This is a genomic window from Pantoea latae (genome assembly GCF_002077695.1).
In the GTDB taxonomy this organism is placed as follows: domain Bacteria; phylum Pseudomonadota; class Gammaproteobacteria; order Enterobacterales; family Enterobacteriaceae; genus Pantoea; species Pantoea latae.
In genome coordinates this window covers 18,849-32,131 of sequence record NZ_MWUE01000011.1, presented here as the reverse complement: position 1 = coordinate 32,131, position 13,283 = coordinate 18,849, and the positions used below count along the sequence as shown (strand labels likewise).

Annotated in this window: 18 protein-coding genes and 1 pseudogene; 14 read left to right on the top strand and 5 right to left on the bottom strand. The window is 56.9% G+C overall.

The window, feature by feature from the left end:
• Nucleotides 1–4: 4 nt before the first annotated feature.
• The 3 genes from trpB (at nucleotide 5) to B2J69_RS07920 (ending at nucleotide 2,459) form a co-directional block, all read left to right on the top strand.
• Nucleotides 5–1,195 carry a tryptophan synthase subunit beta gene (gene trpB, locus B2J69_RS07930; protein ID WP_081138072.1) on the top strand — a complete coding sequence of 397 codons (1,191 nt, stop codon included), beginning with the start codon at nucleotides 5–7 and terminating at the stop codon, nucleotides 1,193–1,195.
• Nucleotides 1,195–2,001 carry a tryptophan synthase subunit alpha gene (trpA, locus tag B2J69_RS07925; protein ID WP_081138069.1) on the top strand — a complete coding sequence of 269 codons (807 nt, stop codon included), beginning with the start codon at nucleotides 1,195–1,197 and terminating at the stop codon, nucleotides 1,999–2,001. The genes trpB and trpA overlap by 1 nt, the downstream gene beginning before the upstream one ends.
• 143 nt (nucleotides 2,002–2,144) lie before the next feature.
• Nucleotides 2,145–2,459 (top strand): BON domain-containing protein, encoded by a 315-nt coding sequence (locus B2J69_RS07920; protein ID WP_081138067.1) that lies wholly within the window; start codon nucleotides 2,145–2,147, stop codon nucleotides 2,457–2,459.
• Nucleotides 2,460–2,503: 44 nt separating this feature from the next.
• Here B2J69_RS07920 and ompW read toward each other — a convergent pair whose 3' ends face one another.
• Nucleotides 2,504–3,136, bottom strand: coding sequence for an outer membrane protein OmpW (ompW, locus tag B2J69_RS07915; protein WP_081138065.1), 633 nt, complete (start codon nucleotides 3,134–3,136; stop codon nucleotides 2,504–2,506).
• A gap of 253 nt (nucleotides 3,137–3,389) precedes the next feature.
• On the opposite strand from ompW, the gene B2J69_RS07910 reads away from it, so the two are divergent.
• The 7 genes and pseudogenes from B2J69_RS07910 (at nucleotide 3,390) to yciA (ending at nucleotide 7,506) form a co-directional block, all read left to right on the top strand.
• Nucleotides 3,390–3,794 carry a YkgJ family cysteine cluster protein gene (locus B2J69_RS07910; RefSeq protein ID WP_081138063.1) on the top strand — a complete coding sequence of 135 codons (405 nt, stop codon included), beginning with the start codon at nucleotides 3,390–3,392 and terminating at the stop codon, nucleotides 3,792–3,794.
• Between the two features lie 234 nt (nucleotides 3,795–4,028).
• Nucleotides 4,029–4,721, top strand: coding sequence for a hypothetical protein (locus tag B2J69_RS07905; RefSeq protein WP_081138061.1), 693 nt, complete (start codon nucleotides 4,029–4,031; stop codon nucleotides 4,719–4,721).
• A gap of 221 nt (nucleotides 4,722–4,942) precedes the next feature.
• Nucleotides 4,943–5,422: an Hcp family type VI secretion system effector gene (locus tag B2J69_RS07895; protein WP_081138057.1), complete on the top strand. Its 480-nt coding sequence runs from the start codon at nucleotides 4,943–4,945 to the stop codon at nucleotides 5,420–5,422.
• Nucleotides 5,423–5,578: 156 nt separating this feature from the next.
• Nucleotides 5,579–5,668: pseudogene (locus B2J69_RS24295) on the top strand (YkgJ family cysteine cluster protein); the annotation flags it as partial.
• 27 nt (nucleotides 5,669–5,695) lie between these two features.
• Complete coding sequence (locus B2J69_RS07890; RefSeq protein ID WP_081138055.1) at nucleotides 5,696–6,430, top strand: YciC family protein; 735 nt, start codon at nucleotides 5,696–5,698, stop codon at nucleotides 6,428–6,430.
• A gap of 51 nt (nucleotides 6,431–6,481) precedes the next feature.
• A complete protein-coding gene (locus B2J69_RS07885) occupies nucleotides 6,482–7,021 on the top strand; it encodes a septation protein A (RefSeq protein ID WP_081138052.1) in 540 nt (179 codons plus the stop codon).
• Between the two features lie 62 nt (nucleotides 7,022–7,083).
• Nucleotides 7,084–7,506 (top strand): acyl-CoA thioester hydrolase YciA, encoded by a 423-nt coding sequence (gene yciA, locus B2J69_RS07880; RefSeq protein WP_081138049.1) that lies wholly within the window; start codon nucleotides 7,084–7,086, stop codon nucleotides 7,504–7,506.
• 29 nt (nucleotides 7,507–7,535) lie between these two features.
• Here yciA and tonB read toward each other — a convergent pair whose 3' ends face one another.
• On the bottom strand, nucleotides 7,536–8,279 hold the full coding sequence (gene tonB, locus B2J69_RS07875) for a TonB system transport protein TonB (RefSeq protein WP_081138047.1): 744 nt from the start codon (nucleotides 8,277–8,279) through the stop codon (nucleotides 7,536–7,538).
• Nucleotides 8,280–8,481: 202 nt separating this feature from the next.
• Between tonB and B2J69_RS07870 the strand changes: the two genes are divergently transcribed.
• Both B2J69_RS07870 and B2J69_RS24170 read left to right on the top strand, forming a co-directional pair.
• Nucleotides 8,482–8,778 (top strand): YciI family protein, encoded by a 297-nt coding sequence (locus B2J69_RS07870; RefSeq protein WP_033790364.1) that lies wholly within the window; start codon nucleotides 8,482–8,484, stop codon nucleotides 8,776–8,778.
• Between the two features lie 79 nt (nucleotides 8,779–8,857).
• On the top strand, nucleotides 8,858–9,028 hold the full coding sequence (locus B2J69_RS24170) for a hypothetical protein (RefSeq protein ID WP_167376559.1): 171 nt from the start codon (nucleotides 8,858–8,860) through the stop codon (nucleotides 9,026–9,028).
• Between the two features lie 27 nt (nucleotides 9,029–9,055).
• Here B2J69_RS24170 and B2J69_RS23580 read toward each other — a convergent pair whose 3' ends face one another.
• Nucleotides 9,056–9,229, bottom strand: coding sequence for a YciY family protein (locus B2J69_RS23580; RefSeq protein ID WP_094078491.1), 174 nt, complete (start codon nucleotides 9,227–9,229; stop codon nucleotides 9,056–9,058).
• A gap of 161 nt (nucleotides 9,230–9,390) precedes the next feature.
• On the opposite strand from B2J69_RS23580, the gene cls reads away from it, so the two are divergent.
• Nucleotides 9,391–10,851, top strand: a complete 1,461-nt coding sequence (cls, locus tag B2J69_RS07865) for a cardiolipin synthase (RefSeq protein WP_081138044.1) — start codon at nucleotides 9,391–9,393, stop codon at nucleotides 10,849–10,851.
• 39 nt (nucleotides 10,852–10,890) lie between these two features.
• Nucleotides 10,891–11,220, top strand: coding sequence for an HI1450 family dsDNA-mimic protein (locus B2J69_RS07860; protein ID WP_201789474.1), 330 nt, complete (start codon nucleotides 10,891–10,893; stop codon nucleotides 11,218–11,220).
• A gap of 46 nt (nucleotides 11,221–11,266) precedes the next feature.
• On the opposite strand, the gene oppF is transcribed toward B2J69_RS07860, so the two are convergent.
• Both oppF and oppD read right to left on the bottom strand, forming a co-directional pair.
• The gene (gene oppF, locus B2J69_RS07855) at nucleotides 11,267–12,268 is read right to left on the bottom strand and encodes a murein tripeptide/oligopeptide ABC transporter ATP binding protein OppF (RefSeq protein ID WP_033746742.1); all 1,002 of its coding nucleotides are present in this window, start codon (nucleotides 12,266–12,268) and stop codon (nucleotides 11,267–11,269) included.
• On the bottom strand, nucleotides 12,265–13,278 hold the full coding sequence (gene oppD / locus B2J69_RS07850) for an ABC transporter ATP-binding protein (RefSeq protein WP_081138040.1): 1,014 nt from the start codon (nucleotides 13,276–13,278) through the stop codon (nucleotides 12,265–12,267). The genes oppF and oppD overlap by 4 nt, the downstream gene beginning before the upstream one ends.
• Nucleotides 13,279–13,283 lie beyond the last annotated feature (5 nt).

Sequence of the window (13,283 nt, the reverse complement as noted above, 5' to 3'; positions counted from 1 at the left end):
AACCATGACACTACTGAATCCCTACTTTGGCGACTTTGGCGGTATGTACGTGCCGCAGATCCTGATGCCGGCGCTGCGCCAGCTGGAAGCCGCGTTTGTCGACGCGCAGAAAGATCCGGCGTTTCAGGCGGAATTTACCGACCTGCTGAAAAACTATGCGGGACGCCCGACGGCGCTGACGCTGTGCAGCAACCTGACAAAAGGCACCAAAACACGCCTCTACCTGAAGCGTGAAGATCTGCTGCACGGCGGCGCGCATAAAACCAACCAGGTGCTCGGCCAGGCGCTGCTGGCGAAGCGCATGGGCAAAAACGAAATCATCGCCGAAACCGGTGCCGGCCAGCACGGCGTCGCCTCAGCGCTGGCGTGCGCGCTGCTCGGCATGAAGTGCCGCATCTATATGGGCGCGAAAGATGTCGAGCGCCAGTCGCCCAACGTCTTCCGTATGCGGCTGATGGGCGCCGAGGTGATCCCGGTGCACAGCGGCTCCGCCACGCTGAAAGACGCCTGTAACGAGGCATTGCGCGACTGGTCGGGCAGCTATGAGACCGCACACTATATGCTCGGCACCGCGGCCGGCCCGCACCCTTTCCCGACTATCGTGCGCGAGTTTCAGCGCATGATCGGCGAAGAGACCAAAGCGCAGATTCTGGAAAGAGAAGGACGCCTGCCGGATGCGGTTATCGCCTGTGTCGGCGGCGGCTCGAACGCTATCGGCATGTTTGCCGACTTTATCAATGATGAAAAGGTCGGTTTGATCGGCGTCGAACCGGCGGGTCACGGTATTGAAACCGGCGAGCACGGCGCGCCGCTCAAGCATGGTCGCGTCGGCATCTACTTCGGCATGAAGGCGCCGATGATGCAGACGGAAGAGGGACAGATCGAAGAGTCTTACTCTATTTCAGCGGGTCTCGACTTCCCGTCCGTGGGTCCGCAACACGCGCATCTCAACAGCATCGGCCGCGCCGAGTACGTGTCGATTACCGACAACGAAGCGCTGGCGGCGTTTAAAACGCTCTGTCGGGCGGAAGGCATCATTCCGGCGCTGGAGTCGTCGCACGCGCTGGCCCACGCGCTGAAGATGATCCACGACAATCCTGAAAAAGAGCAGCTGCTGGTGGTCAACCTCTCCGGCCGCGGCGACAAAGACATCTTCACCGTTCACGATATTCTGACTGCGCAGGGAGAAATCTGATGGAGCGTTATCAACAGCTGTTCACGCGTTTACAGGCGAAGAAAGAAGGCGCTTTCGTGCCCTTCGTTACGCTGGGCGATCCCTCGCCGGAACTGTCGTTAAACGTGATCGACGCGCTGGTCGCGGGCGGCGCCGACGCGCTGGAGCTGGGCATTCCCTTCTCCGATCCATTGGCGGACGGCCCGACCATCCAGAACGCCACCCTGCGCGCTTTTGCCGCCGGCACCACCACCGCGCAATGCTTCGAGCTGCTCAGCAGCGTGCGTCAAAAATATCCCGATCTGCCCATTGGCCTGCTGATGTATGCCAACCTGGTGTTTAGCAACGGCATCGACGCCTTCTATGCGCGCTGCGCCGAGGCGGGCGTCGACTCAGTGCTGGTGGCGGACGTGCCGGTCGAGGAGTCGGCGCCGTTCCGTCAGGCCGCGCTGCGCCACGGCATTGCGCCTATTTTTATCTGTCCGCCCAACGCCAGCGACGATCTGCTGCGCGAAATCGCCTCTCACGGCCGCGGCTACACCTATCTTCTTTCGCGCGCTGGCGTGACCGGTGCGGAAAATCGCGCCAGCAGCCTGCCGCTGCAGCATCTGATCAACAAGCTGCGCGAGTATAACGCCGCGCAGCCGCTGCAGGGGTTCGGCATCTCTGAACCGGCGCAGGTTAAAGAGGCACTCGGCGCGGGCGCGGCGGGCGCGATCTCTGGCTCGGCGATCGTGAAGATCATCGAGCAGTACCATGCGCAGCCGGAAGAGATGCTGGCGAAGCTCACCGCCTTCGTCAGCAGTCTGAAAGCCGCCACCCGCTAAGCTTTTCATGCCCTGTCGCACGCCAGGGCATGATTTCTCACTCTTTTTTACATCCCGACGTTGCCGCTTTCGCTTTTCCCGCCCACACTTATTTTGCGCCGTTATGGTAACGGCGCATCTTGTTTGAGACAGGGAGAGAAGCAATGAAACTGTTTAAAGTCCTTGCAGGCGCGCTGGCCGCCGTTGTGGTCGCACTGACGCTGAGCGCCTGTGCGCCTACCGCGAAGCAGGAAGGCACCGGGGGTTATATCGACGATACGGTGATCACCACCAAAGTCAAAGCACAGCTGCTGAATGACGATGAACTCAAATCGCGTGAAATCAACGTCGAAACCTTTAAGGGCCGGGTGCAGCTAAGCGGCTTCGTCAGCTCGCCGCAGATGGCTAATCGCGCAGTAGAAGTGACGCGTACCGTGAAGGGCGTGAAGTCTGTTGTGAATAATATGCAAATCAAGTAACGCTAAAAGAAAAAAGGCCGCGCTCAGTTCGCGGCCTTTTTTTGTCAGAAGCGGTAGCCCGCGCCAAAAAAGAAGACAAAGGGATCGATGCGCGTATCGATATTCTGCTGTTTTCCGCCCGCCTTAAATTTCACTTCCGTATCGATATCCATATACCAGAGCGAGGCGTTCAGCATCCAGTCGCGGTTAATCTGGTAGTCGAGCCCCACCTGACCCGCCACGCCCCAGGAATCTTTCACGCTGAGGTCGCTCAGGCCGGCATCACGCCCGGTTTGATTGAAGTCGGCGTCATAAAAGGTGGTGTAGTTAATGCCGACGCCCACATAGGGACGCACCTTGCTCTGGCTGTCGAAGAAGTAATACTGCGCCATCAGCGTGGGTGGCAGCTGACGCACCGTCGCCAGCGTGCCGGTTGCCCCCAGCCCGACTTTATGGCGGAACGGCGTCGCCGCCAGCAGTTCGACACCAATATTATCGGTCGCCATCCAGGTCAGGGTCAGGCCAAGCTGGGTATTGTTGCTGACGTCGAAGCCGCCCATGCCCAGCACATTGTCGGAGCCTTCGGTCGGCCGTACCGTCGCGCTGCCTGCACGCATAAAGAAATCGCCCGCTTCGTGCGCCAGCGCCATCTGTGGTAAAGCCATAGCCAGAAGAAACGCGCATTTAGTCAGTTTCATGATCACTCCTTTGCACAAAAAAAATAGAAATAAATATGCTTGCTGGTTATGGGCAACGTTCTAGCGTGATTTGGCAAAAAATGCATCCAAATCAATCCCGATAATTGGCTTATAAAACAAAGAATTGATTCAGATCAATTTAGACGCGACTGGCAGAGGTGAAATTCCTCTTGAAGAAATTTATCAGCGTGATTATTTTGATTTTTCCCCGTGTTGATTTTGGTTCGATGCCTCAGGAGTGGCGGGCGATCAAATGAGCGATAATTCCAACCCATGCATGACCTGCGGCGCCTGCTGCGCCCACTTCCGCGTCTCTTTTTACTGGGCGGAAGCTGATGACGCCGGCGGCGTAGTGCCGGCCGACCTGACCGAGCCGTTAAACCTGATGATGCGGGCGATGCGTGGCACCAACGCGCGCGAACCGCGCTGCGTGGCGCTACAGGGCGAGCCGGGCGGCTGCGTCTCCTGCGGCATCTATGCGCAGCGCCCGTCTCCCTGCCGCGAGTTTGCCATGTCGGGCGAAAATGGCGTTTATAATGAAGCCTGCGATCGTGCCCGCGCCCGGTATGGCCTGCCGCCTCTTTATCACTCTTCAGGCTTTATGGCAGAAAAACCGCATCAGGCCAGTGAAGGTGCAGGTTATATCAGCGACAATTAAATGCTTTACATGAAGCAGTAAAGGCTCTGCTTATGAAAGCAGAGCCTTTAAATAACAATGTTTCTCAATTGAGGATATATAACCGCCTTAACCTGAGGCATGCCTGTTTACATAGCGAGCCGTTCGCCTTACCTTAGATAAAATTCAATGCCTGCCTCTTTCTGATCTGCCGTTCGCAATATATTCGACGGACAGTCAATTTTACAAAAGGGATCCAGCCAAAAGGACAAGGTAATGTATGACAAAAATGGCCTTATTGATTACTTGCAAGCTAACAATATACTGGCATTAAAAATTGATCATGCTGTGACTGGAGTCGCTAACGCTATTTCAAATCAGGTTACGATGACTGGGGCAGGCGCAAAACGTGCACTTTATTACGCATCGTGTTTTACGGATGAATATCAAGATGTATGCAAAAATCAGAAAAATGAGGATTTCCGGTTTTCTTTAAGCGTTGTCCGTTTGCTACAACATGGCGATATTGCTTATGAGATGCTCAAAATATATTTTGAGGAAGTTTTTAAACATAAGACAGACAAGCAATTAGAATATATAAAAAAATCACTTTTTTTAGTCAACATTCATATTGCCTCCAGTTCGCTGACAAATACCGGTTTCGCTTTAGCAACAGCCTCAGTTGTTTCCGCAGGTCTGAGTGTAAGCCTTGAAATAAGCTCGCTTATCGGCCGCCGTGCTGGTCATCTGACTGGAGCGATGGGCATTTATGGCGTTGTCCAGAAAGCGGCAGAGTATGCGAACCGCCTTAAATTTATGTATCCCGCTTATTACACTGCGCTATACCAGCAAGACCTTGAAATGATGTACTTCCTGATAGCGCCAGTGCTTGAGAACGCTGGTGCGATGAAAGCACAGATGGTATCAGATGCAACCCTGGCTGATATTATCGCCAGGATGGTCGGATAATGCTGTTCGATCTCATCAAGAGAGTGTTTAAAAGGGTTTTTAAATCTCTAATATCTCTGTACGGTCCATCCGTGTTAACAGTTCTGTTCGCACTAACTCAGGCATGGTTGTTTCCTCAAAGCCCGCTATGGCTTATACCGCTGTTTCTCTTATGTACAATCGTTTTTATAAAGTGGTAATGCTTAATCAGATAGATTTTTTAATTGCAATAAGGAAATTCTATGTCAACACCAGCACATTTATGGCTTGAAGATGAAAACGGCTCACCGATTGTTGGCGGTTGTTTAATGCCGCTGCGTATCGGATCTGTCGAATTAAAATCTTTCTCGCACGGCGTGACTATACCGGTTGATCCCTCCTGGGGAAAACTGACGGGCACCCGCGTTCACCGCCCTGTCACCATCGTTAAAGAGTTCGATAAAACCACGCCACTGCTTTACCGGGCGGTGTGTGAAGGCCGCACTCTGAAAAAAGCCACCATCAGGATGTATCATATTCTGGAATCGGGCATTGAGGCGGAATACTTCAATATCATTTTAGACAACGTCAAAATGACCACGGTTTCGCCCTACCTCTCCCCAACAGGCATCAGCAGCACACATTTAGAGACCCTGGAACTGCGCTATGAAGCGATTACATGGAAATATGTGGAAGGAAATATCATTTATCGTGATACGTGGAACGACCGCGCCACTGCATAGTAAAGTTTAAGAGCAGCATAATGAATGACAAAGAGGTTCTTATTGATGCCTTGCCAGCGAATAAATTAGCCGCGCCAGAAGCGTTGTGCACAATCTGCGTATAATGCTCACAATGCAAGGAGTCTGTGCCCGTGTCCGCTGCGCCCTGCCGCCCCCCTTTTTCACCCTTCTTTACCTTCCATGACAGAAAGTTATCGCGCGGCGGGTGCCAGCGCCGGGCCAGACCATGTACAATCGCCGGGTTAATTAACCCGGTTCCACCAAGGAGTGTACATGTCTATCACGGCAAGCTCGTTATACCGTGACACAGGAAATTTCTTCCGCCACCAGTTGCTGACCATTGTGCTGATGTCGTTACTGACGGCGTTTATCACGGTTATTCTGGTGCACGCGTTTACCCCTGGCGGCGAACAGCTGGCCCAGCTCCAGCAGGGCGACACCAGCGCAACTTCTCTGTTTGAACTGGTGCAGAACATGTCGCCGGAGCAGCAGCGCATTCTGCTGCGCGCCTCGGCAGCTGGCACCTTCTCCGCGCTGATCGGCAATACGCTGCTGCTCGGCGGCATGCTCTGCCTGATCCCGATGGTCTCTGACGGACAACGCGTCAGCGCGCTGCGCGCTATCGGCGCCTCCGCCCCGCTGCTGCCGAAGCTGCTGCTGCAGACCTTCCTGATTACCCTGGTGGTCCAGCTGGGCTTTATGGTGCTGATGGTACCGGGCGTGATGCTGGCGATCCTGCTGTCGCTTTCGCCGGTGATCCTCGCCAGCGAAAAAAGCGGTATTTTTGCCGCGATGCGCGCCAGCTGCCGTCTGGCATGGAAAAACCTGCGGCTGATCGCGCCGGCAATCGTGCTCTGGCTGCTGGCGAAGATGGCGCTACTGTTTGCCTCCTCGTCGCTGAGCGCACTGCCTGACAATGCGCTGGCGATCGGCGTGACCGCCATCGGCAACCTGATTTCCGCGCTGCTGATCATCTATCTTTTCCGGCTTTATATGCTGGCCCGTTAAGCCCGTCGCGCCTGCGGGCGCGGCTTTTACCCTGTCTGAACTGGAATGCCTATGAAGCAGTTACTCGATTTCCTTCCTTTAGTGGTCTTCTTTATTTTTTACAAGCTCTACGACATCTTCGTCGCCTCCGGCGCGCTGATCGTCGCCACTGGTCTGGCGCTGGTGGCGAGCTGGGTGCTCTATCGCAAGCTGGAGAAGATGACCATCGTCACCTTCGTGCTGGTGGCGGTGTTCGGCACCCTGACGCTGGTTTTCCATAACGATGAATTTATCAAATGGAAGGTCACAGTGATCTACAGCCTGTTCGCGCTGGCGCTGCTCTACAGCCAGTTCTTTATGGCACAGCCGCTGATCAAGAGCCTGCTGGGCAAAGAGATTCAGCTGCCGGAAACCAGCTGGCGTCGCCTCAATGTCGCCTGGGCGCTGTTCTTCCTCGCCTGCGGCCTGGCGAATATTTACGTGGCGTTTTGGTTGCCTGAAGCCTTTTGGGTTAACTTTAAGGTGTTTGGTCTGACCGCCCTGACCCTGCTGTTTACCCTGATTAGCGGCGTCTACATCTGGCGACAGATGCCGCAACAAGAAGAAAAATAATATTCCGCCCTCACCGGGCATTGCTGGCGCAGCGCGCCTTCACCTGCAAAAGAAGTGGAGCGATGGACGAAAAACATAAGTTGCCGCAAGGCGAAATGGTGTTGCGTACCCTGGCGATGCCGGCGGACACCAACGCCAATGGCGATATTTTCGGCGGCTGGCTGATGTCGCAGATGGACATGGGCGGCGCAATTTTGGCGAAAGAGATTGCCGAAGGTCGCGTGGTGACGGTGCGCGTTGACGGCATGTCGTTTCTCAAGCCGGTAGCGGTGGGCGACGTGGTGAGCTGCCACGCGCGCTGCATACGCACCGGGACCAGTTCGATGACCATCAATGTCGAAGTGTGGATCAAAAAAGTCTCATCTGAACCGATTGGACAAACCTACTGCGCCACCGAGGCGGTGTTTATCTATGTCGCGGTGGATAATCAAGGCAAGTCGCGGCCGCTGCCGCCGGGACGAGCCAATATCGCGCCGGATGAGTAATAAAAAAGCGGTCATCTGACCGCTTTTTTTTATTCAATGCTGGAACCGCCGTTGATGTTGAAGACGATATTCATCGTCAGATTTTTACCCGGACGGCCAGGCTGATAGCGCCACTGTTTCATCGCCTGCTTCACCTCGCGCTCAAACATGTTGCGCGGCTGGGCGGAGAGAATAGTGACATTTTCCACGCGGCCGTCGTCGCCTACGTCGAACTGCACCCGCACGCGCCCCTCAATGCGCAACGCCAGCGCGCGCGTGGGGTAGCCCGGCTTCGACACGCTTAACGCCTTCGGCCCCTGCGACACCGACTGAGTTGGGGACGGGCTCGATTTCGGCGCGCTGGTGGGTTTAGTCTGGATGGCTGGCGCGTCCTGCTTAAAGGGATTTTCCTGCGGCTTCGCCTCCTGACGCGGTTTGACCTCGCGCTTGTGCTCGACTTTAGGTTTAGGCTTCGGTTTGGGCTTCGGCTTCGGTTGCGGCACCGGGATCGGCACCGGTTCAGCTTTAGGCGGCTCCGGCACCGGCTGCGGTTCCGGCACCGGCTCTGGCTCGGGCTGGGGTTCCGGCTGCGGCTGCTCGACCACCGGCGCGGGCGCGGGCTGCACTTCCGGCGCCACCAGACTGACGCTAATCGGCTGCGAAGCTTTCGGGACGTTGATAACCTGATGAAACGAGGCATAAAGAATGCCGGCGATAACGGCCCCGTGCAGCGCTACAGAGAGCAGCACGGAAACGGGCGTACGTTTTGGAATGGGCATTGTCAACGTGGTCATAGCAGTCGCAGTTAAAGAATAGAGGGGAGATTTTAAATGCAAATAGCAATCAGTTTCAATAACTGCTGAAAAATGAGGACAAGGACCGCCTTTTTTAACCTCGCCTGCGGCCCATTGGGTTCATCCCTATCTTTCGTTTGCACTCTCATTTACGATCCCTTACCGTGTTGCGGAAATATGATGAGCCAATGGGGGCTTCTAAGTGCTGTATATCATTTACGCTGAAGATAACGCTGATTCTCTGGAAAAACGCACCTCGGTGCGCCCCGCCCATCTGGCGCGCCTGCAGCTGCTACAGGATGAAGGCCGTCTGATCGTCGCCGGGCCAATGCCGGCCGTCGACAGCAACGATCCTGGCGTTGCAGGTTTTACCGGCTCAGCGATCATCGCGGAGTTCAGCTCGCAGGAAGCCGCGCAGGCCTGGGCGGAAGCCGATCCCTATATCGCGGCGGGCGTTTATAAGAACGTGTCGGTAAAACCGTTTAAGCGCGTTTTCTGACCCCTCGTCCAGATACATTCTCTATGGCTTCCGCGTCCGCGCCGAAGCCATTTTTCTTTTCTCACTCGGGGTAACAGCGATGCAATGGCTGATTATGGTGCTGCTGGCGCTGGTAACAGGGCTGATTGCCAGCGCGCTGCTGATCTGGCGGCGTCACGGCTGGAGAAACAAAAAGCAGATCATTGTGATGCTGATTGTACTGGCGGCGGCGACGCAGATAGTGAATGTGGTGCTGGTGTTGAAAAGATAACAAAAAGCCGCCCTGCGGCGGCTTTTCTCAAATATTCTGCGTGATAAAGAGAATCGAACGGCGCTGCTGCTGCGCCAGCTGATGGCGAATGGCGTGGATGCGGCTGTAGCGACGCGACTGCCCTTCCAGCCAGCGGGCGCGGCGGCGATGCGCCTGACGCAACATTCTCCAGCGAGCCACTTCATTTCTGCTTTTTTTCATTACTCTCTCTCCGGCTTCGACATCACGCGGCCGCATTATAAACATCTTCACGCCAATGCCAACTCGGATTTCTTATCGAACCCCGGCGGCGATTTGGGGTTTCACTGTCGCCTGTCAGCACGTAAACTTCTCTGACCAAGCGCGAACGGGATGTCCACTTAATGACCACCTTTTATACGTTAATCAGCTGGTTGCTGCTGTTCGGCTACTGGCTGCTGATTGCCGGCGTCACGCTGCGTATTCTGATGAAGCGACGCACGGTGACCTCCGCGATGGCCTGGCTGCTGATCATCTATATCATTCCGCTGGTGGGCATCATCGCCTACCTCTCCTTTGGTGAGCTGCATCTGGGCAAGCGCCGCGCGGAGCGCGCGCGCACCATGTGGCCCGCCACGGCGAAGTGGCTGAGCGATCTCAAACAGCGCAGCCATATCTTCGCCACCGAACACAGCGACGTGGCGCGCTCGCTGTTTCAGCTCTGTGAGAACCGCCAGGGCATCGCCGGGGTAAAAGGCAACCAGCTGCAGCTGCTCACCAGTTCGGACGACGTGATGCAGGCGCTGATCCGCGATATTCAGCTGGCGCGCCACAATATTGAGATGGTGTTCTATATCTGGCATCCCGGCGGGCTGGCGGACGAGGTCGCCGAGTCGCTAATGGCGGCGTCGCGGCGCGGCGTGCACTGCCGTCTGATGCTCGACTCGGCCGGCAGCGTCACTTTTTTCCGCAGTCCCTGGGTCGGCATGATGCGCAACGCCGGCATCGACGTGGTCGAAGCGCTGCAGGTGAGCCTGCTGCGCGTGTTTTTGCGCCGCATGGATCTGCGTCAGCACCGCAAAGTGGTGCTGATCGATAACTATATCGCCTACACCGGCAGCATGAACCTGGTGGATCCGCGCTACTTTAAACAGGATGCGGGCGTCGGTCAGTGGATCGATCTGATGGCGCGTATGGAAGGTCCCGTCGCCACCACCATGGGCATCGTCTACAGCTGCGACTGGGAGATCGAAACCGGCAAGCGCATTCTGCCGCCGCCGCCCGACGGCAATATCATGCCGTTTGAACGCGAAAGCGGCCACACGGTGCAGGTTATCGCCTCCGGTCCCGGCTTTCCGGAAGATATGATCCATCAGGCGCTGCTGACCGCTGTCTATTCGGCGCGCGAGCAGCTAATCATGACCACGCCCTACTTCGTGCCGAGCGACGATCTGCTGCACGCCATCTGCACGGCGGCGCTGCGCGGCGTCGAGGTGAGCATTATCGTGCCGCGTCACAACGATTCGCTGCTGGTGGGCTGGGCGAGCCGCGCCTTTTTCAGCGAGCTGCTGGAGGCGGGCGTCAGGATCTACCAGTTTGAGGATGGTTTGCTGCACACCAAGAGCGTGCTGGTGGACGGGCAGCTAAGCCTGGTCGGCACCGTCAATCTCGATATGCGCAGCCTGTGGCTCAATTTCGAGATCACGCTGGTGGTGGACGACGCCGGCTTCGGCAGCGACCTCGCCTGCGTGCAGGATGACTATATCGCGCGCTCGCGCTTGCTGGACGCGAAACGCTGGACAAAACGTGCCTGGTGGCAGCGCATCGTTGAACGACTGTTTTACTTCTTTAGCCCTTTACTGTAAAACGAGCGGAAATTGCAACGCGCCTGAGGGCAGACGGGACTGATGATGGATTTAAATAATCGCCTTACTGAAGATGAAACGCTGGAGCAGGCTTACGATATTTTTCTGGAGCTGGCAGGCGATAACCTCGATCCGGCGGATATCATTCTTTTCAACCTGCAGTTTGAGGAGCGCGGCGGCGCCGAGCTGTTCGATCCGTCGGAAGACTGGAAAGAGCATGTCGACTTCGATCTCAATCCCGACTTCTTCTCTGAAGTGGTGATTGGTCTGGGCGAGGCAGACGGCGAACCGATTACCGACGTCTTCGCGCGCGTGCTGCTGTGCCGTGAGAAAGACCACAAGCTGTGCCATATTCTCTGGCGCGAGTAAGCCATACGCATAAAAGAAACGCCGGGCAACTGCCCGGCGTTTTTATTTACAGCGGATCCACCTTCAAACAGGAGACCGCATGACGGAAGCTCCCTTCCAGCAGCGGCCGGGTTTTGGCGCACTCCGGCCCGGCGATCGGACAGCGGGTGCGGAACACGCAGCCTGACGGCGGATTGATCGGCGACGGTAGCTCCCCTTCCAGCAGCTGGATCTGCTTGTTCTTCTCCAGATCGGGATCGGGGATCGGCACCGCTGACATCAGCGCGCGGGTGTAAGGGTGCTGTGGATTGTTATAGACCGCGTCATAGGTGCCCAGCTCCACCGCATGGCCGAGGTACATCACCAGCACGCGGTCGGAGATATGCTTCACCACCGCCAGATCGTGGGCGATAAAAATCAGCGACAGCCCCATCTCACGCTGCAGCTGCTGCAGCAGATTCACCACCTGCGCCTGAATCGAGACGTCGAGCGCCGAAACCGGCTCGTCGCAGATAATCAGCTTCGGCTCGAGGATAAGCGCGCGCGCAATGCCGATACGTTGACACTGGCCGCCGGAGAACTCGTGTGGATAGCGGTTGATCAGGTTCGGCAGCAGCCCGACCTTCATCATCATATTTTTAACGCGATCTTTCACTTCCTGACGCGGCATCTTCGGATGATAGGTGCGCAGCGGCTCGGCGATGATATCGCCGATGGTCATGCGCGGGTTGAGCGACGCCAGCGGATCCTGAAAGATCATCTGGATATCGCTGCGCGCCTTGCGCCACTCCTCTTCGCTCTGGCCCAGCAGATCGCGGCCCAGCCAGGCGACGCGGCCGTCGGTGGCTTTCACCAGGCCGATGATAGCGCGCGCCAGCGTCGATTTGCCGCAGCCGGACTCGCCGACCACGCCTAAGGTTTCGCCTTCGTAGAGGCGCAGGCTGACGCCATCCACCGCTTTCAGCGATTTCGGCGGCTGCCAGAACCACTGACGGCCATCTTTAATGTCGAAATGCACCTTGAGATCGGCGATTTCCAGCAGCACTTTTTTCTCAGCGACGGTACTCATACTAACTCCTCCACCGGCTTGAAGCAGGCGCGCAGGCGCCCTTCGCCGAACGGCAGCAGCGGCGGCGACTGGGTGCAGATCTCCATCGCGTGCGGACAGCGCGGCTGGAACGGACAGCCCTGCGGCAGGCGCAGCAGGTTCGGCGGGTTGCCGGGAATGGTGGTCAGGCTCTCTCCTTCGGCGTCCAGGCGCGGCACCGCGCTCAGCAGGCCGATGGAATAAGGGTGCGCCGGCTGATAGAAGACGTCGCGCGCACGGCCATACTCCATGGTGCGCCCGGCGTACATCACCAGCACCTTGTCGCAGATGCCCGCCACCACGCCGAGATCGTGGGTGATCATAATAATCGCGGTGTTGAACTCACGCTTCAGTTCGTTGAGTAGCGTCATGATCTGCGCCTGCACGGTAACGTCGAGCGCCGTGGTCGGCTCATCGGCAATCAGCAGCTTCGGCCGGCAGAGCAGCGCCATGGCGATCATCACGCGCTGACGCATCCCGCCGGAAAACTCGTGCGGGAACATTTTCATACGCTTGCGCGCTTCCGGCATTTTTACCGCGTCGAGCATGCGCACCGACTCTTCGAACGCCTGCGCGCCGCTCATCCCCTTGTGCAGCTTCAGCACTTCCATCAGCTGGTCGCCGACGCGCATATAGGGATTGAGCGAGGTCATCGGATCCTGAAAGATCATCGCAATCTGCTCGGCGCGCAGCCTGTTGAGCGCTTTTTCCGGCAGGTTGAGGATCTCTTTGCCGTTAAACAGCGCCGTGCCGCCGATGCGGCCGTTTTTCGCCAGCAGGCCCATCAGGGCGAACGCCGTCTGCGACTTGCCGGAACCCGATTCGCCGACGATGCCCAGGGTTTCGCCGGCGCGCAGCGAAAAGTTCAGGTCATTGACCGCCGTGACGTCGCCGTCATGGGTCTGGAAGGTGACGCGCAGGTCCTTTACTTCCAGTAACAGGTCGCTTCCCGCGCGGGCAGCCATTGCTGGCTGAAATTCATGAATAGTCATCGGGA

Coding starts and splice junctions, on each gene's coding strand:
- trpB (WP_081138072.1), top strand. CDS start 5: ATGACACTACTGAATCCCTACTTTGGCGACTTTGGCGGTATGTACGTG.
- trpA (WP_081138069.1), top strand. CDS start 1,195: ATGGAGCGTTATCAACAGCTGTTCACGCGTTTACAGGCGAAGAAAGAA.
- B2J69_RS07920 (WP_081138067.1), top strand. CDS start 2,145: ATGAAACTGTTTAAAGTCCTTGCAGGCGCGCTGGCCGCCGTTGTGGTC.
- ompW (WP_081138065.1), bottom strand. CDS start 3,136: ATGAAACTGACTAAATGCGCGTTTCTTCTGGCTATGGCTTTACCACAG.
- B2J69_RS07910 (WP_081138063.1), top strand. CDS start 3,390: ATGAGCGATAATTCCAACCCATGCATGACCTGCGGCGCCTGCTGCGCC.
- B2J69_RS07905 (WP_081138061.1), top strand. CDS start 4,029: ATGTATGACAAAAATGGCCTTATTGATTACTTGCAAGCTAACAATATA.
- B2J69_RS07895 (WP_081138057.1), top strand. CDS start 4,943: ATGTCAACACCAGCACATTTATGGCTTGAAGATGAAAACGGCTCACCG.
- B2J69_RS07890 (WP_081138055.1), top strand. CDS start 5,696: ATGTCTATCACGGCAAGCTCGTTATACCGTGACACAGGAAATTTCTTC.
- B2J69_RS07885 (WP_081138052.1), top strand. CDS start 6,482: ATGAAGCAGTTACTCGATTTCCTTCCTTTAGTGGTCTTCTTTATTTTT.
- yciA (WP_081138049.1), top strand. CDS start 7,084: ATGGACGAAAAACATAAGTTGCCGCAAGGCGAAATGGTGTTGCGTACC.
- tonB (WP_081138047.1), bottom strand. CDS start 8,279: ATGACCACGTTGACAATGCCCATTCCAAAACGTACGCCCGTTTCCGTG.
- B2J69_RS24170 (WP_167376559.1), top strand. CDS start 8,858: ATGCAATGGCTGATTATGGTGCTGCTGGCGCTGGTAACAGGGCTGATT.
- B2J69_RS23580 (WP_094078491.1), bottom strand. CDS start 9,229: ATGAAAAAAAGCAGAAATGAAGTGGCTCGCTGGAGAATGTTGCGTCAG.
- cls (WP_081138044.1), top strand. CDS start 9,391: ATGACCACCTTTTATACGTTAATCAGCTGGTTGCTGCTGTTCGGCTAC.
- oppF (WP_033746742.1), bottom strand. CDS start 12,268: ATGAGTACCGTCGCTGAGAAAAAAGTGCTGCTGGAAATCGCCGATCTC.
- oppD (WP_081138040.1), bottom strand. CDS start 13,278: ATGACTATTCATGAATTTCAGCCAGCAATGGCTGCCCGCGCGGGAAGC.